This window comes from Bradyrhizobium sp., from assembly GCF_035484855.1.
Lineage (GTDB): Bacteria > Pseudomonadota > Alphaproteobacteria > Rhizobiales > Xanthobacteraceae > Bradyrhizobium.
Genome location: NZ_DATHOP010000287.1, coordinates 67,315 through 85,841, shown reverse-complemented (window position 1 = coordinate 85,841; position 18,527 = coordinate 67,315). Strand labels below are relative to the sequence as shown.

18 protein-coding genes are annotated in these 18,527 nt (G+C 60.0%); 9 read left to right on the top strand and 9 right to left on the bottom strand.

Going from position 1 to position 18,527, the window contains the following annotated elements; genetic code table 11:
• Positions 1 to 2: 2 nt before the first annotated feature.
• The 4 genes from VK804_RS32405 to VK804_RS32390 form a co-directional block, all read right to left on the bottom strand.
• Entirely contained in the window at positions 3 to 689 is a 687-nt protein-coding gene (locus VK804_RS32405; RefSeq protein WP_325752369.1) for a TetR/AcrR family transcriptional regulator, read from the bottom strand.
• Positions 686 to 1,252, bottom strand: a complete 567-nt coding sequence (locus VK804_RS32400; RefSeq protein WP_325752368.1) for a flavin reductase family protein — start codon at positions 1,250 to 1,252, stop codon at positions 686 to 688. The genes VK804_RS32405 and VK804_RS32400 overlap by 4 nt, the downstream gene beginning before the upstream one ends.
• A gap of 8 nt (positions 1,253 to 1,260) precedes the next feature.
• Positions 1,261 to 2,493: an acyl-CoA dehydrogenase family protein gene (locus VK804_RS32395; protein WP_325752367.1), complete on the bottom strand. Its 1,233-nt coding sequence runs from the start codon at positions 2,491 to 2,493 to the stop codon at positions 1,261 to 1,263.
• Positions 2,494 to 2,645: 152 nt separating this feature from the next.
• Positions 2,646 to 3,944 carry a glycoside hydrolase family 3 N-terminal domain-containing protein gene (locus VK804_RS32390; protein ID WP_325752366.1) on the bottom strand — a complete coding sequence of 433 codons (1,299 nt, stop codon included), beginning with the start codon at positions 3,942 to 3,944 and terminating at the stop codon, positions 2,646 to 2,648.
• 320 nt (positions 3,945 to 4,264) lie between these two features.
• Between VK804_RS32390 and VK804_RS32385 the strand changes: the two genes are divergently transcribed.
• The 7 genes from VK804_RS32385 (at position 4,265) to VK804_RS32355 (ending at position 10,885) form a co-directional block, all read left to right on the top strand.
• Positions 4,265 to 5,212 (top strand): NAD(P)-dependent oxidoreductase, encoded by a 948-nt coding sequence (locus VK804_RS32385; RefSeq protein ID WP_325752365.1) that lies wholly within the window; start codon positions 4,265 to 4,267, stop codon positions 5,210 to 5,212.
• 351 nt (positions 5,213 to 5,563) lie between these two features.
• Positions 5,564 to 6,430 carry a branched-chain amino acid ABC transporter permease gene (locus VK804_RS32380; RefSeq protein WP_325752364.1) on the top strand — a complete coding sequence of 289 codons (867 nt, stop codon included), beginning with the start codon at positions 5,564 to 5,566 and terminating at the stop codon, positions 6,428 to 6,430.
• A complete protein-coding gene (locus VK804_RS32375; protein ID WP_325752363.1) occupies positions 6,427 to 7,362 on the top strand; it encodes a branched-chain amino acid ABC transporter permease in 936 nt (311 codons plus the stop codon). The genes VK804_RS32380 and VK804_RS32375 overlap by 4 nt, the downstream gene beginning before the upstream one ends.
• Positions 7,359 to 8,114, top strand: coding sequence for an ABC transporter ATP-binding protein (locus tag VK804_RS32370; RefSeq protein WP_325752362.1), 756 nt, complete (start codon positions 7,359 to 7,361; stop codon positions 8,112 to 8,114). Before VK804_RS32375 ends, VK804_RS32370 begins: the two co-directional genes overlap by 4 nt.
• Complete coding sequence (locus tag VK804_RS32365) at positions 8,104 to 8,829, top strand: ABC transporter ATP-binding protein (RefSeq protein WP_325752361.1); 726 nt, start codon at positions 8,104 to 8,106, stop codon at positions 8,827 to 8,829. The genes VK804_RS32370 and VK804_RS32365 overlap by 11 nt, the downstream gene beginning before the upstream one ends.
• 33 nt (positions 8,830 to 8,862) lie before the next feature.
• Complete coding sequence (locus VK804_RS32360) at positions 8,863 to 9,753, top strand: NAD(P)-dependent oxidoreductase (protein ID WP_325752360.1); 891 nt, start codon at positions 8,863 to 8,865, stop codon at positions 9,751 to 9,753.
• Between the two features lie 58 nt (positions 9,754 to 9,811).
• The gene (locus tag VK804_RS32355) at positions 9,812 to 10,885 is read left to right on the top strand and encodes an amidohydrolase family protein (RefSeq protein ID WP_325752359.1); all 1,074 of its coding nucleotides are present in this window, start codon (positions 9,812 to 9,814) and stop codon (positions 10,883 to 10,885) included.
• Between the two features lie 111 nt (positions 10,886 to 10,996).
• On the opposite strand, the gene maiA is transcribed toward VK804_RS32355, so the two are convergent.
• Genes maiA through leuC form a run of 4 tightly spaced genes read right to left on the bottom strand, consistent with a single transcriptional unit; the run spans position 10,997 to position 14,975 of the window.
• Positions 10,997 to 11,791, bottom strand: coding sequence for a maleylacetoacetate isomerase (gene maiA, locus VK804_RS32350; protein ID WP_325752358.1), 795 nt, complete (start codon positions 11,789 to 11,791; stop codon positions 10,997 to 10,999).
• A gap of 1 nt (position 11,792) precedes the next feature.
• Positions 11,793 to 12,914 carry a 3-isopropylmalate dehydrogenase gene (gene leuB / locus VK804_RS32345; RefSeq protein WP_325752357.1) on the bottom strand — a complete coding sequence of 374 codons (1,122 nt, stop codon included), beginning with the start codon at positions 12,912 to 12,914 and terminating at the stop codon, positions 11,793 to 11,795.
• Positions 12,915 to 12,928: 14 nt separating this feature from the next.
• Complete coding sequence (gene leuD / locus VK804_RS32340) at positions 12,929 to 13,564, bottom strand: 3-isopropylmalate dehydratase small subunit (RefSeq protein ID WP_325752356.1); 636 nt, start codon at positions 13,562 to 13,564, stop codon at positions 12,929 to 12,931.
• A gap of 1 nt (position 13,565) precedes the next feature.
• A complete protein-coding gene (gene leuC, locus VK804_RS32335) occupies positions 13,566 to 14,975 on the bottom strand; it encodes a 3-isopropylmalate dehydratase large subunit (protein WP_325752355.1) in 1,410 nt (469 codons plus the stop codon).
• A gap of 205 nt (positions 14,976 to 15,180) precedes the next feature.
• Here leuC and VK804_RS32330 point away from each other — a divergent pair, with 205 nt between their 5' ends.
• Positions 15,181 to 16,818: an alkaline phosphatase family protein gene (locus tag VK804_RS32330; RefSeq protein WP_325752354.1), complete on the top strand. Its 1,638-nt coding sequence runs from the start codon at positions 15,181 to 15,183 to the stop codon at positions 16,816 to 16,818.
• Here VK804_RS32330 and VK804_RS32325 read toward each other — a convergent pair.
• Positions 16,808 to 17,986 (bottom strand): Bug family tripartite tricarboxylate transporter substrate binding protein, encoded by a 1,179-nt coding sequence (locus tag VK804_RS32325; RefSeq protein WP_325752353.1) that lies wholly within the window; start codon positions 17,984 to 17,986, stop codon positions 16,808 to 16,810. The two genes, VK804_RS32330 and VK804_RS32325, sit on opposite strands and share 11 nt — an antisense overlap.
• Between VK804_RS32325 and VK804_RS32320 the strand changes: the two genes are divergently transcribed.
• Positions 17,985 to 18,434: a DUF805 domain-containing protein gene (locus VK804_RS32320; RefSeq protein ID WP_325752352.1), complete on the top strand. Its 450-nt coding sequence runs from the start codon at positions 17,985 to 17,987 to the stop codon at positions 18,432 to 18,434. The two genes, VK804_RS32325 and VK804_RS32320, sit on opposite strands and share 2 nt — an antisense overlap.
• Positions 18,435 to 18,527 lie beyond the last annotated feature (93 nt).

Below are 18,527 nucleotides of genomic sequence, written 5' to 3'. Positions count from 1 at the left end.
GCTCAACCAACCGCTTTCACCGGCGCGCGCTTCGGTGCCGCAGGCGCAGCAAATACCCGTCCGAAGCCGGCCAGAAAGACATCCAGGGCATCGCTGATCATTTGCTCCTTGTCTTCGAGCACCGGCGATTCATAGATGTACTTGCGTACGCCATAATAGAATATCCCGCTGTGAAACACCCAGGCGACCTCCAGCTCGGAGGCGGTCGGTTTGTTTTGCGCGGGAAGCCCCGCTTCGTGACGGCATTCCCTGATGATACGCGTCAGAATCTTGTCCCGCACGACGCCGACATACCACCGGTTAATATCAAGCCCCTTCAGACCTGAATAGAGATAGATTCGAAGCCACTTGCGGGTGAAGAGCACGTTCGTGTAGGCGTTGTAGAATTCCTGCAGCCGATCGCGGATCGGCCGGGTGCGATCGGTTAGCAGCTTCTCCCAGCCGGTATCGAGCGGCTCGAGATAAACCGTGCGATAGACTTCCTTGATCAGATCGTCCTTACTTGGAAAGTAGCGATATAGCAGCGGCTGCGTCACGCCGAGCCGCCGCGCCAGATCACGCGTCCCACCGCCAAATCCTTGTTCGGAGAAAAATTCGGTAGCCTTGGCGACGAATTCCTTGCGGCGATCATCGGGGGACAACCGCTTCTGCTTCGCTCGAATCCGCTTGAGCGGCGCTTTCTTCTTCATGGCTTGGACGCTGGACCGCCGCCAGCCCCGAGAAACCGGCCGTACCCGCCGCGGGCAAACAACAGCGGCTCCTGCCGATTGTACGAATAGGCCTCGACCGCACCCAGGAAGATTACGTGGTCGCCGCCATAATATCGGTTGGCAGCACGGCACTGAAAATTTGCCACACTATCCGCAAGCAGCGGCGCGCCGCCGAGGCCCGGCGTCCATTCGATACCAGCAAATTTTTCCTCCGCGGACTTGGCGAATCTGGACGCCAGCGCCTGCTGCGATACGCCGAGTACATTGACCGCGAAGTGACTGGCGTTTTGGAAGACGTTTAATCGCTGAGAGAACATCCCCAGACTCCATAGCACCAGCGGTGGGTTCAGCGACACCGACGCAAACGAATTGCACGTCAGGCCATAAGGCTTTCCGTCGGCCGCGATCGCCGTGATGATGGTGACGCCCGTGGCATAGGTACCGAGCGCGTTACGGAAATCCCTCGGATCTATGGGTGAATGATCGCTGGCCAGTTCGTTAGCCGGATCCGGTTCGGTCGGATGCTTTGGAGCGTCGGTCATCCGTAGTCTCAAAGCGTCAGGTTTTCGGAAGGCAGGCCAAGCGCCACCCGACCGTAGTTGGTCCCCGCCGCATCGAAATTGAAGGCGATGTGCGAATTGATCGCGTGGGCATCACGGAACTGCCGCTGCAATACACCTGTGGTGAACAGGCCCCGCGCGCCGCTTGCCGCGAACAACAGCGATACGGCTTCGGTGCAGAGATTGACGGCAAAAGCCCCATCGCGGCGCGATTTGGTCTTGGCGGCGATATCAGGAACGTGACCGCTTCTCGCACCGGCCATCGCCTCGATACAGGTCGAACGCATGATCAGGCGAGCCGCATCTATCTTGGCAGAGGCTTCCGCGATCTTGATCTGCGTGCTCTGGAGGTCGCCGATCTTGGCGCGATTGTAGGTCGAAGCGCGATGGCGTGCGATATCGACATAGTCGTCCAGACAAGCCTGCGCGTTTCCGAGTGCCACACCGGAAAGCACATAGGGAAACAACGAAAACACCGGCAGCACATAAAGCGCATTGGGATTGACGGCGCTCCCGGGCGTGGGGCCACCGTCCAAATCGCTCACCGCCAGGGTCATGAAGTCGGCGACAAAGGCATCGTTGACCTCGACATCGTTCGATCCCGTCCCTCTCAATCCGGTCGCGTACCAGGTATCGAGTATCTTGTAGTGGCTCTTGTTGACAAGGAAGATCCGGTACTCGATGCCGTCCGCCTCATCGTCGGATGAAACAACGCTGGCAAGCATGTTCCATTCACTGGAATCTACCCCTGACGAAAACGGCCAGCACCCCCGCAACACATATCCGCCGTCCACCTTTTTGGCGCGGCCTGCCGGAAAAATGAAGGAGGAAGCGATCAATGCGTTGGCATCCTTGCTCCAGACGAGATCCTGGGCGCGTTTGTCGAACATAGCCAGCATCCAGTGATGGCTGGCGAGATTCGCGAGATTCCAGGCCACCGACGCATCCGCCCGTCCGATCACGTCGGCGGAATCAACCAACGCGACATAATCGAACTCGGCGCCGCCCACCCGCTTCGGCTGCACGATCCGAAACAAACCCGATTCATGCAAGTCGCGCTCGGTCTCCGGCGGCAGGCGCCGAAGCTCCTCGGTCCGCGAAGCGCGATCGCACAAGGCCGGAATCAGTGCCTTGGCGCGCGCAATCATGGCGGCATAGGCGCGGTCGTCCTTATCCAGTCCCAAGGGCTGGCCTGCGTTCGGCTTCCGGCCGGCATCAGCCATTTTGGCGTTCCTCGCTCGTCTCTTGTTACCGTCTTTAGACGGACGAGCATGCTTGGTGTTTATCGCCTGATCACTAATTGTTCAAGATGCGTTCGGATCTTTGGCCACGGCTATCGGTATCCGACAATCGGAAAGGGTTATTTTCAGACCCTCTAGTCTGCCGCGAAACTGCGCTTCAACCTCACCTCGCTGTCAAGCAGCATCCCGGTATCAAGCCTTCCATGCTCGAATGCGTCCGACGCACACCCAAAGAGCCGATAGAATTGCGAACCGTCGAAAGCGACGAGCAGCAGGTCCACGCTCGCGTTGAGCGCCTCAACGACGGCCGTGCAGACGTTGTGCCGATAGATCGCGCCCATCACCAAATCGTCGGTAATGATCACACCCTGGTAGTTCCATCTCTCGCGAACGATTCCGCTGATGATACGTTTGGAATGCGATGCCGGATGATCCGGGTCAATCGCCGTCAACGTGACATGCCCGATCATGAGTTGCGCGCGCGAACCCGCCAAGACGTCCCGGAAAGGGCGCCAGTCGGAAGCTTCGAGGTCCGCCAGCGGCGTATCAAGGGCGGCGCTAAAATGATGGGTATCGGTGCGCACGCGGCCCAATCCGGGGAAATGTTTCACAGTCGCCCCTACACCGAACGAGTCGAGGCCACGTATATAAGCCAGACCAACATCCGTGACCGTGTCCGGATCGCTGGATATTGCGCGCTGGCTGATAAGCGTGTTGAAATCAAATCGGCTGTGGCTTGACGCGGGGCGCAGGTCGAGGACCGGGGCAAAATCAAGGTTCACACCGAGTGCCGCTAATTCACGCCCGTGAATGCGCCCGAAGTCTTCAGCCCTCTTTGCCCGAGTCTCCGAGGGCAGGTCTGCCAGCGTGGATAACGCGGGCAGTGTGGTCAGTGGCGGCGACAGGTGGGAAACGATGCCACCCTCTTGATCGGCAGCGACGATCAAAGGCGGCAGACCAGCGGCGCGGCGCTTGTCCTGTAGCGCGGCAATCTCGGACCTCAACGCCTGCGTTGTCTGCTCGGCGATATTGTGCCGGGTAATATAGATTCCTGCAATCAAGCCTTTTTCGACTAACGATGCCACTTCATCGAACGATGAATAGCCCACGACGAAATGCCGCCCCAGTATATGCCCGCGCATGGGGTCGGTTTGCAGGACATTTCGCTTGCGGACTTCAAACGATGCGTGCGCGCGCAGCATTGCCACTGACGGCAGACACCATAGTAGAATCAGTATTCTTGCCGTGATGGCTCGCCGATTCCAGTATCCATGCTTGATCAGAAAGATAACGACAACGATGCTGGTACTGCCAAGAGCAACGGCTCCCGAGCCGCGCAGCGAAATCAGGTAGGGCTCGTTGATATTGACGCCTGCGAAAAGGAAAGCCGATCCAAAGAGCCAAATCAAAACGATTCCGAGAAGTCTTGCCATCTGGCTGAGCGATCGTGAGTGCTTGCGCGATAGTCTCGCGGTTCAATCGCCGGTATCAAACTTGCTCATTCAGCGCCAGACGCATCGCCATGTCTGCACGATATCTGCATAACAATCCTAATCTTCCGACGATAGCCTCGGCAATAAATGCATCGCATCACTTCATCGCCCCAAGGTGCAAAGCAAGCTGTCATCGACCGCAACCAGCGGGCGGTACCCTTGCCATTCGTGCTCAGGCAAACTATCGATGGCGTCACTTGACCGATCTAAGCCGGGTGACGATTATTCATCGCTGATCGCTATCCAAGGCGCGACCAGCCTTGCCGGCAATCGGAATTCGAAAACCAGCCGCGGGGAGCGAACACATGGACAAGACCGTCGGAATTATCGGCCTTGGCATCATGGGAGGGGCAATCGCCCGCAATCTGGTCGAACGCGGATGGCGCGTGATCGGCTTCGATACCGACGCCGCGCGACGCGCGGACCTTGAACTCGCTAAGGTTGTAATTGCAGGCAACGTCCCTCAAATTGCGCGGGACGCGCCCATCATCATGACCAGCCTTCCCAGTCCCGCAGCCGCCGAGCAGGTCGCGCGGGAGATCGCGGGCTCCGGTCAGTCTCCGCGAATCGTGGTCGAACTATCCACGCTCAGCATTGCCGACAAGCTCCGCTTCGAGGCAATCCTGAAGAACGCCGATCACATCGCGCTGGACTGCCCATTGAGTGGAACCGGCGCGCAAGCGAAAAATCGCGATCTCATCGTCTATGCCAGCGGGGACAGCCACGCCATCGCGCAATGCACGAGCCTGTTCTCTGATTTCGCCAAACAGAGCGCCGACCTTGGCCGGTACGGGAACGGCAGCCGAATGAAGTTCGTTGCCAACCACCTCGTAGCCATCCACAACGTTGCGACCGCCGAGGCAATGGTCCTGGCTGAGCGCGCCGGCCTCGATCCCAAGATGGTGGTGGACTTGGTCGGACCAGGCGCCGGCGGTTCCCGGATGTTTCAGATGCGCGCGCCGATGATGGTCGAAGGCGTTTACGAGCCCGCGACCATGAAGGTCTCTACCTGGAAAAAAGACATGTCCATTATCGCCGAGTTCGCCGACGACGTCGGCTGCTCAACGCCGCTATTTACGCTGACGCAGCCCGTCTATGACAGGGCCTTGGCGATGGGACTGGGAGACCAGGATACGGCGGCGGTATTCGAAGTGCTGAAGACGACCATCATCACGCCCCCCAAACAGACCGCCCCCACAGGGGAATAGACGCGCGCGCGATACCGCACCGCATCAACCGAGGACGTTCGGGTGCGAAAATATCCTGCGCGACAACTCGATGGCGTGGTTATCACTTGATCATTTACGCCTTCCGTTCGATAAATCCGTCAATCAAGAAAATATCAAGGACTGGTTCGCTTGTAGCGCTTTCGGGGAGGGTTCCAATGAGGATATCGCGACGAGACTTCGTCTCTGGCGTTGCCGGTGCGCGTATCGCCAGCGTGGCTACTCCCAATCCAGTCTTTGTCCAAGATAGCCGACCGGCAAAGAACTTTGAGCCATAGTCCCGCGTTCGCGGGTTGGCAATCGCACAAATCCTCGGGACGAGATCGGCGAACGATGCAGTTTTGGATCATCCAGGGACTCAACAGCCTGTCGCTCGGCGGTCTGCTGTTTCTGCTGTCCTCGGGATTCTCTCTGATCTTCGGCCTGATGAGGCTGGCGAACCTGACGCATGGCGCCTTCTTCATGCTCGGCACCTATTTCGGAGCCACGGCGCTGCGCTCCTACAGCGGGCTGAATATCTGGGTAACGGCACTGGGCGCCGGAATCGCAGTCGCTGCAATCGGCGGTCTGTTCGAGCGACTGGTATTGACCAGACTCAAGACCAACCCGCTCGGTCAGGTGCTGGTTACCCTCGGCATGTCCTTTATCATCTCCGACGCCTGCCTGCTGTTGTGGGGCGGCGATTCGATTCCCGTGCCGACGCCGCAAAACCTGCAGGCGCCAACTCGGGTACTTGGTTTCGTGTTTCCGACCTATCGGCTGGTTTTGGTGGGCTGCGCCGTTGCCGTTGCGATGGTACTGTATTTCCTGCTGGAGTGGACACGGTTGGGGGCGATGATCCGGGCCGGTGTCGACGACCGGCAGATGGCGCGCGCCGTCGGCATCCCGGTTTCGAATTTGTTCACGGTCGTGTTTTGCCTAGGCGCGGGGATCGCCGGCGCAGGTGGCGTGCTGGGCGGACCCATTCTGTCGGCCTATCCGGGGCTCGACGCCGACATGCTGCCACTGGCGCTGATCGTCGTCATTCTGGGAGGCATTGGAAGCTTGCTGGGTGCATTCGTCGGCAGCTTTATCATCGGGTTCATCTATACATTCGGCACCGCGCTGTTTCCGGAACTGGCCTACATCATCCTGTTCCTGCCAATGATCGTCGTCATTGCTTTCCGGCCACAAGGCTTGTTTGGACGTCTCGGCGCATGAAGTGGATCGCCGCAGCATTGCTCGCCGCCCTGCTTGTTTTGCTGCCCTCGTTCGCGGGCGACTTCTACGTCAATCTCGCCAGCCAAATTCTGATCGCGGCCATCTTCGCACTCAGCCTTAATCTGCTGGTAGGCTATGGTGGGATGACGTCGCTCGGACACGCCTCATATCTCGGCGTCGCCGCCTATATTTCCGCCCTGCTGACGAGCCGGTACGGGTTCGGACACGGATCGGCCGCGATCGTCTCGATTGCCGGAACCACCACGATGGCGGCCTTCTTCGGCATCATCGCCCTACGCGCCACGGGCCTGGGCTTTCTCATGATCACGCTGGCGTTGTCGCAGGTATTGTGGGGGCTTGCCTATCGCATGTCCGGTGTGACCAATGGCGACAACGGCATCGCCGGCCTGACCCGGCCCATGCCGTTCGGCATTTCGCTGGAAAGCGCCGCGTCGTTTTACTGGTTCGCCCTGGTCGTGGCGTCGATCGCTTGTCTGATGATAGCGATTTTCGTGTCATCGGCATTTGGATCGTCATTGAAGGGCGTACGCGATCAGCCGCGCCGGATGGCCGCACTTGGCTTCAATCCCTGGATGATCCGTTGGATCACTTTCATCTACGCCGGCTTCTGGGGCGGCGTGTCCGGATTGCTTTACGTCTATTACAACAAATATATCCACCCAACGTCGCTCTCCACCACGAGCTCGGCCGAGGCATTGCTCGGCGTCATCGCCGGTGGCTCAGGAACGCTTGGCGGCCCCGCCGTCGGCGCGGCGCTGGTGCTGCTGTTGAAGAATTACGCCTCGGCCTATATCGAACGTTGGAACATGCTGCTGGGCTTGGTGTTCCTGTTCATCGTTCTGGTGATGCCTACCGGCATAGTTCCTGGCCTGAGCAGGCTGGCCACGGCTCTTCGCAGGGGTTCGCGATGACCCCGGGGATATCCGACTACGCACTCGAGGTCGTCAAGCTGAACAAGGCCTTCGGCGGCCTTTCGGTCACGCAGAACATATCGCTCGCGATTAGGCCCGGAGAACGCCGTCTGATCATCGGCCCGAACGGCGCCGGCAAGACCACGCTGTTCAACCAGATCAGCGGCGACATTCGGCCAAATTCGGGCGAGGTCAGGCTTTTCGGCACCGACATCACGCGGTTGGCGCCCTATCGGCGCGCCCACGCCGGGCTGTCGCGAACCTACCAGATCATCACCCTGTTCACCGGCGATACGCTCGAACACAACGTTATCCTCGGCCTATTGGGTTTGCGGCCGTCGCGCTGGCAGATGTGGCGGCCACTGTCCTATTACCGCGATCTCGCAACCGAGGCGCGCAGGACGCTGGATGCGGTCGGACTTCTGCATCTGGCTCAGCATCCAGTCACGGATATCGCCTATGGCGAAAAGCGCCGGGTTGAACTTGCGATGGCGCTTGCTCAGAAGCCGCGCGTGCTGCTGCTGGACGAACCGATGGCGGGCCTTTCCAATACCGAACGATCTCAGGTGAAGTCGCTGATCGCTTCGATCCCGCGGCAAACCTCGGTGATCATGATCGAACATGACATGGATACAGCCCTTGACCTTGCCGAAACCGTGACGTTGCTGAACTACGGCCGAGTGATCGTCGATGGCGAGCGGGATGTGGTGATCGCGGACGAGCGAACGCGCGAGGTGTATCTTGGCTCCTGACGCACTCAGCTTGATAGATGTGCATACCTTCTATGGCGACAGCCATATCCTGCACGGCGTCAGCTTTTCCTTGCAACCGGGAGGCGTGCTGGCCTTGCTGGGGCGCAATGGGGCGGGAAAGACGACCTGCATCTCCACGATCATCGGCTTTCTGCGACCGCAGGGTGGCGAGATCAGCCTGTTTGGAGAGCAAATCGGAGGCCTCAGCCCCGAACGAATTTCGCACCTTGGCATCGGGCTCGTTCCGCAGGGGCGCCGCATCTTCCCATCGCTCACGGTCCGGGAAAACCTTCTGGTTGCGCACCAGCGCGGACGGGCAACTGAAAAACCCTGGAACGTCGAGCGAATTTACGGGATGTTCCCGCGGCTGCGCGAACGCCACGCTCAATTTGCCGGTACACTCTCGGGCGGCGAGCAGCAGATGCTGGCAATCGGGCGGGCGCTGATGGGCAATCCGAGGGTACTCCTACTTGACGAGCCATCGGAAGGCCTTGCCCCACTGATCGTCGCGGAGGTCGGCCGTACCATCCGGCGCCTGAAGGAAGAGGGGCAATCGATCGTGCTAGTCGAACAAAACCGTCAACTTGCGCTCGACGTTGCGGATCATGCAGTGATCCTCAATACCGGACGCTGCGTGTTCGCCGGGCCGGCCAGTGACGTCTTGAACAATGAAGAGCTGATCGCACAAAATCTCGGCGTCTTTCATGCTCACTAACTCAGCCATCCACTGCTGAATCGAGGTCAAGCTATGAAGATCGGCGTATGCGGAACGGGGCGTATGGGGTCAGCGATCGCGCAGCGATTGATGTCGGTTGGGCATGAAATCGGGGTCTGGAATCGCAACCCAGCCAAGATGAAGCCGCTCGTCGATGCGGGCGCACGACTGTTCGCCTCGCCGGCGCAACTCGTCGAGGGTTGCGAGGTCATCATCGTCATGTTGCTGAATGATGCCGCCACCGAAGCGGTCTATCGTGCGCCAGACGGCATTTTGAAAGCCAAGCTTGCCGGCAAGCTCATTGTCGATATGAGCACGATCCGTCCGGACACGATGAAGTCGAACGGCTCTTCGGTATTGCAGCAGGGCGGCGCATTTGTCGAATGCCCGGTCGGCGGAAGCACCGCACCGGCGAAGGAAGGCAAACTGCTCGGCCTGGTCGGAGGGTCAAAGGCAGATGTGGCGCGGGCATTGCCGATCATGGAACAAATGTGCCGCCGCTTCGAGCATGTCGGCGACCTCGGCGCGGGCTCCATGATGAAACTGGCGGTCAACCTGCCGCTTCTGGTGTACTGGCAGGCGCTTGGCGAAGCCTTGACGATCTGCAAGCCGCTCAATCTGCCGGCCGACCGACTGATCGACATCCTGACTGACACCTCGGGCGCGCCGACGGCCATGAAGGGTCGCGGCCCCGTCATCGCCAAGGTATTGGGTGGAGCGCCGCTCGGCGAAACCGCTTTCGGCCTCAACGCCGCGAAAAAGGATCTCGCCTGCGCGGTCCAATTCGCGTCCTCGCTTCATGCCGAGCTTCCTGTCACCGCCAGCGCGCTTGCGTGCTATGAGGAGGCGGAAGCCGCTGGCCTCGGCGATGCAGACGCAACCGCGATTTCGACCCGCTGGACCCAACGCAAAGGCAAATCCTAGTAACATCAACCCCGCTCCACGCCCGAAACAGAAAACTCCAACAGCAGAGTCAATTCAAATGATCGATCGCAAGAATCGCTATGGCCGCACCGCTGCCCGCATCCATGACGCCGACGGCCTCGCCCGGCGACCGACATCCGCCACGATCGACATTCACGCTCACATCGTGGTTCCTCAGGCCGCCAAGCTAGCGCAACCGCATATCGACATCAGCCGGATTCCGCTTGCCCATTTTGCCGATGCCGCCACCAAGGAGATCAATGCGCAGCAGGAGAAGGACGTCGGTGAGGTCATGACCACGATCGATCGTCGCCTTTTCGATCTCGACAAGATGGGCATCGACATCCAGGTCGTGGCGCCGGCGCCGGGCCAATGCTACTACTCCATCGACCCGAAAATTGCGGAGTCCGCTCACCGCCTCGCCAATGATGGCGTGGTGGAATATTGCTCGCGCAAACCGGACCGCTTCGTCGGCCTTGGCGTGGTGACTTTGCAGGAGCCGGAGATCGCAGTCCGCGAGCTTGACTACATTATGAACGGCCTGAAGCTGAAGGGCGTCGAAATCCTCACCAATGTCGACGGCCAGGAACTGTCCGATCCGAAATTCCGTCCCTTCTTTGCCAGGGCCGAGCAACTCGGGGCCTTCATCATGATGCATCCGAACGGATTCACGCATGGCGAGCGCCTGACTCACTTTTATTTCAACAACGTGCTCGGTAATCCGCTCGACACGACCCTTGCGCTTCACAACCTGATCTTTTCGGGAACGCTGGCGCGCTTTCCCGATCTGAAGCTGATGGCAGTGCACGGGGGCGGTTATCTCCCCGGTTACTCCGGGCGGATCGATCACGCCTGGGGTGCGCGGCAGGACTGCCACGGTGATCTGCCCTTGTCGCCGACGACCTATCTGAGGCAGGTCTATCTGGACACCGTGGTCTTCTCCTACCACCAGCTGGCCTATCTGATCGACGTGTTCGGCCCCGATCGTATCGTGATGGGCACCGACTATCCCTTCGATATGGCTGAATATAATCCGATCGGACATATCGCCGGTGTCCAGGGCATGGACGAAGCGACGCTGGCCCAGATCGCCGGCGGCAATGCTGCACGGGTGCTCGGGCTCGATGTCTGAAGCGCGATGGCCAGAGCGTTTTCGAGCGAAGTGGCCACCGGTTCGCGCTAAGAAAACGCGTCAAAGCAAGAATCTGGAGCCCCGTTTTGATTCCATCGAACGGTAAGGTCTCTAGTGATGCCCGTTTGCCGTCTTATACCCCGGCTGCTCGAACGGATGGGATGTGGCGAAAGCGGGCATCTCGAAGCAATGGTCGGTCAGTCTCGCCACCGTTGGAAAGGCGCTCAGTTCCAGTTTGAGATATTGCCCACCCACGACATGGCCAGCGATGCAAATGTCAGCTAGCCCCGGTTGCGCGCCCAAGGCGAAGGGCGCCGGGGCGCGGTGCGCTAGCAGCCGTTCATAGGTCGCAAGCCCCTCGATCGTCCAATGCCCGCCCCAGTCTTCGATCGCCTTCGCATCGGCGCCGAAGGTTTTGGCGAGATGATTGCGGACACGGGGCACCAACAGCGGATGCGCGTCCGCAATCGTCATCAACGCCAGCGAGCGTGCGTAGGCACGTTCCTTGACGTCTTGCGGTATCAGTCGCGGCTCCGGCTGGATCTCATCGAGATATTCGATGATCGCCAACGACTGAAATATGGAGTGGCCGTCATGGATGAATGTCGGCACCACGCGCTCGGCATTGACCGCTGCGTAATCCGGCTTGAATTGCTCGCCGGAAAGAATGTCAATCGGGATTTCCTCAAAAGCCAGGCCCTTGAGCCTCAAGGCAACCCGCACGCGAAATGAGGCTATCGACCGCCAAAATCCGTAAACCGTTATGCTCATGAGATTCCCTTGCCAATATTTGGTCTGCCCTGACAGATACAGTACCGGACCTGTTCCACTTTCGGCGGAGCGACGGCGAAGGCGCCTCGATGGAAGTAACATTCCACCCACTTTCGGGAGCCGGCCGGCGAACACATCACGCGTGTTCCCTCTCCTTGCCGGCAACCTGTTCCAAGGCGTTCAGCACCGCATCGCCCATCTGCTCGGTCGAAAGTTTTGTCGCGCCGAGTTCAGCAATATCAGCCGTGCGCGCACCCGCCGATAGCGCCTTGCCTACCGCCTTTTCCAACAAATCCGCATCGTCGGGCCGGTTCAGCGTCAGTCGTAGCATCATGGCAACGCTGAGTATCGAGCCGAGCGGATTGGCGATGCCCCTGCCCGCAATGTCGGGCGCGCTGCCGTGGACAGGCTCGTAAAGCGCCTTGCGGCGACCGAACTTGTCGACTGGACCGAGCGAGGCCGACGGCAACATGCCGAGCGAGCCCGACGCCATCGCGGCGCAATCGGAAAGGATGTCGCCGAAGATATTGCCCGTCACCATCACATCGAACTGCGAGGGCTGCCGAACGATCTGCATGGCGGCATTGTCGACATAGAGGTGGTTGAGCTCAACATCTGGAAATTCTGCGGCATGGAGCGCAATGACCTCCTCGCGCCACAACACGCTGGCTTCCAATACATTGGCCTTGTCGATCGAGCAGACCCTACCCTTGCGCGTGCGCGCCAATTCGAAAGCAGCCCGCGCCACGCGACGGACCTGATTAGTGGTGTATTGCTCGGTGTTGAATCCGCGGCGCTGTCCATCCGCGAGGGTTTCGATGCCGCGCGGCTCGCCGAAATAGATCCCGCTGGTGAGCTCGCGAATGATGACGAAATCGACGCCCCTGAGCACATCAGGTTTGAGCGGCGCCGCACCGGCCAGCGCGGGATGAGAAAAAATGGGCCTCAGGTTGGCATAAAGGTCGTATTTGCTGCGTAACGATAACAAGCTCCCTGCCTTGCGCGCCGCGGCTGGAACCTCTTTCGTCTCCGGGCCGCCAGTCGCTCCCCAAAGGATCGCGTCGGCTTCGTCCATCGCCTCGACCGTGTCCTGCGGCAATACCTTACTGGCCGCGAGATACGGAATGAGGCCGTATTGGGCCTCGCGCATGACGATCGGTACGTTTCGCTTCGCGGCGAACCAGTTGAGCACGCGATGCGACTGCGCTGTTACCTCAGGGCCGATGCCCTCGCCGCCGACCACCGCGACCTTGACCATGTTGGAAAGACTATTCACGCCGATTTCCTCGCAAAATGAATCCACGGTCGCTCGGCCCGATCGGCCGCCTGAAAGGCGCGGATTTCGCGGTCGCGCTGCAGTGTCAGTGCAACCTCATCAAGACCGCCAAGCAAGCCGGCGCGGCGGCGCCGATCGATCTCAAAGCGGTGCCGCTGTCCCGTTGGCGAGGTGATCGTCTGTTCCTCGAGATCGACGCCGATGCGTCCAGCCCCCTGGGTGAGTTCGATCTCCGCAGCGAGGCCGTCAACGATCGCCTCGTCGACGACGATTGGGAGAACACCGTTCTGAAAGCAATTGGCGAAGAAAATGTCTCCAAAACTCGACCCGATGACGGCGCGGATCCCCATTTCCTGCAGCGACCAAACCGCCCCTTCGCGGGAGGAACCACAACCAAAATTGGGACCGGTGACGAGGATTTCCGCCTGCCGATAGGGCTCGCGATTCAGAATGAAGTCGGGGTTCTCCGAACCATCCGCAAGATACCGCAGCGAACCGAATGCCCATTTACCGAGCGTGCCGCGAACGGCATTTCCGACGAGACGCTCGATGCGGATGATGACATCGGTATCGATGTTGCCGCGCATCATCGGTGCGGCAATTGCGCTCAGTTTCGTGAAAGCCTTCGGCATGTCAGCGCTCCATCGTCCGCACGCCGGCAATGGCGCCGGATATTGCCGCCGCTGCCGCCGTGGCCGGGCTCGCCAGATGAGTCCGCGCGCGCGGTCCCTGACGGCCGACAAAATTACGGTTGGAGGTAGAGACCGACCGCTGGCCGGGAGGGACGGTTTCTCCGTTCGCCGCCACACACATCGAACATCCCGGCTCACGCCATTCGAAGCCGGCATCGATAAAGAGCTTGTCGAGGCCTTCGGCCTCCGCATCACGCTTGACAGTCTCGGAGCCCGGCACGACCCAGGCGCGAACGCCAGGCGCAACCTTGCGGCCCCGCGCGACCGCAGCGGCAGCCCGCAAATCGCCGATCCGGCTATTGGTGCATGATCCGATGAAAACCCAATCGACCGGCGTACCGGCGATCGGCGCTCCCGGTTTGAGACCCATATAGTCGAGTGCGGTCTCGATCGCTGCGCGCCGCGCCGGATCGGCAATCTCCCTGGGATCGGGAACATGACCGTCGACGCCGATGACATGTTCGGGGCTCGTGCCCCAGGTCACCTGGGGAATGATCTTCTCGACATCGATGAGGACTTCCCTGTCGAACACCGCGTCAGGATCGCTCGGCAGCTGCCGCCATGCTTTGACGGCCGGCTCCCACATCTCGCCCTGCGGTGCATAGGCGCGTCCGCGGATATACTCGTAGGTCTTCTCATCCGGCGCTATCAACCCCATTTTGGCGCCGAGTTCGATCGAAAGATTGCAGATGGTCAGCCGCCCTTCGATCGGCAGGTCGCGGATCGCACCGCCGACATATTCGACGGCGTAGCCGGTGCCCCCGGCTGCCCCGACATCGCCGATCAAAGCGAGAATGAGGTCCTTGGCAGTCACGCCGAACGGCAGTCGGCCCTCGAATCTCACGCGCATGGTTTTCGGCCGGCGCTGGATGATGGTTTGCGTTGCCAGCACATGCGTCACTTCGCTCGATCCGATCCCGAAAGCCAGCGCACCCAGCCCGCCATGCGTACAGGTATGGCTGTCGCCGCAGACGATCAGGCAGCCGGGAAGGCTCAAGCCAAGCTCTGGGCCGATGACATGGACGATGCCCTGGCCAGGCTCGCCGATATCGAACATCGCAATCCCACTGGCTGAGGTTTCAACCCTCAAAGCCGCCAACAGCTCCTGACCGATCTTGATAGTGCCGGCCCGGCCGCGCGCCGTCGAAATGGCATGGTCGGGCGTCGCGAAAGTCAGCTCCGGATTGTGCACCGAAAGGCTGCGGCTTTTGAGATCGAGCAGGCCGCGCGACCCGCCCAGATCGTGCAGCAGGTGTCGATCGACATGGAGGAGATCGGTATCTTCGCTGAGCTGCGTGATGACGTGCTGGTCCCAGATCTTGGCCAGCAATGTACGGCTGGGCTCTCGCAATGGGCTGTCCTCCTTTTTGGCTTCTGCGGCCGACGGAATCGGCCGCTGGCCGCGTTTTCGCGGCCCATATTCAGGCCTCGGCCCTCCCGTATCAAAGCACAACAGGCTGCCGTTCGACTAGTGTCTGAACCGGATGGCAGCGAGGCCAATTGTCATTTGCCATGCAATATCGCACCATCAAGCTCCCGAAAAAATCGAGCAAGACATGCCCCGACCCAAAAACGTCCTCTGGATCATGTGCGATCAGCTTCGCTTTGACTATTTGGGTTGCACGGGGCATCCAACCCTGAAGACGCCGAATATCGATGCCATGGCGAAGCGCGGGGTGCGCTTTTCAAACGCCTATGTGCAATCGCCGATCTGCGGCCCCTCCCGAATGTCGTTTTACACCGGTCGCTACATGCGCTCACACGGCTCGCACTGGAACGGCTGGCCGCTACGCATCGGCGAACCGACGCTGGGCGATCATCTCAAGAAAATCGGCGTGCGCAATGTGCTGGTCGGCAAGACACATATGACGCCGGACCTCGAGGGCCTGAAAATGCTCGGGATCGCGCCGGATTCGATCATTGGCGTCCATGTCGCCGAATGCGGTTTCGAACCGTACGAGCGCGACGACGGCTTGCATCCGACGGGCCGACCGCGTCCGAAATACGACGGATATTTGCGCGAACAAGGTTACGACGCGGCCAATCCCTGGGAGCAATGGGCCAATTCCGGCGCGGCTGACGACGGCACGCTGCAGAATGGCTGGCTGCTGATCCACGCCGACAAGCCGGCCCGCGTTGCCGAGGAGGATTCCGAGACGCCCTACATGACGCGCCGCGCCATGGATTTTATTGTCGAGGCCGAGCAAGACGGCCGCCCATGGTGCCTGCATCTATCCTATATCAAACCGCACTGGCCCTATATCGCCCCTGAACCATACGCCAGCATGTACGGCCCGGGCGGCGTCAAGCCGGCGGTTCGCTCGGAGCAGGAAAAACAGAGCGCCCATCCAGTTTTTGCCGCCTACATGGACATGCGCTACTCCCGGAACATGGCGCGCGACGAAGCCAGGGAAAAAGTCATCCCGACCTATATGGGCCTGATCAAGCAGATCGACGATCAGATGGGTGTTCTGATGGATTTTCTGCGCGCGCGCGGCTTGCTGGATACCACCATGATCGTGTTCACCTCCGATCACGGCGACTATCTCGGCGATCACTGGATGGGCGAGAAGGATTTGTTTCACGATCAATCAGCAAAAATCCCGCTGATCGTCATTGATCCTTCTGAAGCTGCCGATCGCACAAGGGATACGGTCTGCGATGCCCTGGTCGAGGCGATCGATCTGGCGCCGACTTTCATCGAATATTTCGGCGGCAAGACTCCAGATCATATTCTCGAGGGACGCTCACTGATGCCGCTGCTGCGCGGCCAGGTGCCCGCGGACTGGCGCCAGGTGGTGTTCTCGGAATACGACTATTGCATGCAGGATGTCCGGCTGAAGCTTAACCAGCCGATTGATCAATGCCGGCTTTTCATGGTGTTCGACGGACGCTGGAAATACATTCACGCTTCCGGCTTCCGGCCAATGCTCTACGACCTTCTCGAAGATCCGCAGGAACTGATCGATCGCGGCGAAGATTCAAACAGCGCCGATGTCACTGCTCGTCTGCAGTCGGCCCTGTTCGACTGGGCACTACACCCCAAAGGCCACATCACGACGAGCCGGGAAAAGATCGAGGCCTATGCAAGCCAGCAACTGCAGGTCAAAGGCGGGATCCTGATCGGGATCTGGGACGAGACTGAACTCGCCGCAGTCCGCCGAAAGATCGGCCTGACGGAACTTAATAAGTGATTTTGTAGCCTGTGGCCTTGACGATCGGCCGCCAGAGCGCCGTATCGGCGGCCAATTCCTGTGTGAGGCCTTCCGGCGTCGTTCCGACGGGAATCAGACCGATTGCCATCAACTTTTCGCGGACTTCCGGCTTGGCAAGCGAGGCCACCACTGCCGCGCTGAGCTGATGGCCAAAATCCGGTGGGCTGCCAGCGGGGAGCCACATCCCGTACCAACCATCGGCGACGAGATCAACGCCGCTCTCCTTCAGGGTCGGAACGTCAGGGAGGAACGGCGAACGCTCGGCGCTGCTCACGGCAAGAATCTTGACGTTCCCGGCGCGATGTTGCGGGATTGCATCCGCGATCGTCACGATGGCGAACGGCAGATGGCCGCCGATCAGATCGTTGATGGCTGGGGCACTGCCGCGGTAGGCCACGCGGGTCAGAGGGATGCCGAGCACCTGTTCGAGTTTCGATCCCGTGAAATGCGGGATGGTACCGTTGCTCGGCACGCCGAATGTGGCCTTGCCCGGGTTCGCCTTGAGCCAGGCGACGAATTGTTTGAAGTCCTTCGCATCAACCGCAGGGCCTGTGACCACACCGAACTCGAAACGCGCCAGCAGCGAGACGGGCGCAAAATCCTTGTCCAGATCGAAGCTCGGTTCGGTCTCCACCATTGGCAACAGATACATGGTTGGGCCGGTGGTCACCAGGATCGAGGTTCCGTCGGGGCTGGCATTCTTGACCCACTTGATGCCAATCAGCCCGTCTCCGCCAGTCCGGTTCTCGACGATGATGGTCCGATCGAGCAGCTGGCCGGCATATTGCGCGACGAGCCGGCAAAGCGTATCGCCTCCGCCTCCGGCCGAGAAAGGAAAGATCATCTTGGTCAGCGGACCAGACTCTCCGAACGCGTCACCCACTCCGGCAACTACTGAAACACCGGCGCAGCCGGCCAGGAAATTACGGCGATCCACGTTCTTGTCTCCCCCGAGGGTTTTTCCGATTACACCAGACAAACCCGCAGATAGATATCGTGCCAAAGTTGCAAGCGGCGGCGTCTGGACAAAAAAGGAGGAAGGAGGAGACCGCAAGCGTGCCAAGCCGGCCTTTGAACCGATTTCCATTTCCAAGCGACACATCGCCAAGCGCCGGCCTGCCGGGGTATTGGCATGCAGAGAAACCATGGAAGACTTCTTCGAATTCCTGTTCGGCGCCAGTGGGCGCATCAACCGGGCAAAGTACTGGCGCTCCGTTCTTGCCTATGTTGGCGCGGGACTGATGACAGCCGTGATTCTGTTCACCGCCGCCGGCATCGCCGCGGCGCTCTTCATCATCATGGTTGTCGTTGTCCTGATCCCCTGGCTGCTGTGGGGGCTCTCCTTCACCACCAAACGGCTGCACGACCGCGACAAGAGCGCCTGGTGGCTCGCCATCTTCTACCTGCTGCCGGGCGCGCTCGACCAATTGGCCAGGGTTGCATGGGTTGGCAGTGCGGGAGGCATAGTGCCACGCTACATCCTGGTCCTGGCGGCATTTGCATTGACGATTTGGGGATTTGTCGAAATCGGCTGTCTGCGCGGCACCACCGGCGCGAACAGCTATGGACCTGACCCTCTATCGCACTCACGTTGAAGGACAAGCATCCTAAAACGAAAAAAAGCCCGGCGGCCATCGGGCCACCGGGCGGATGTTGCAATCTGGGGAAATTCTACACTGAACGATGCC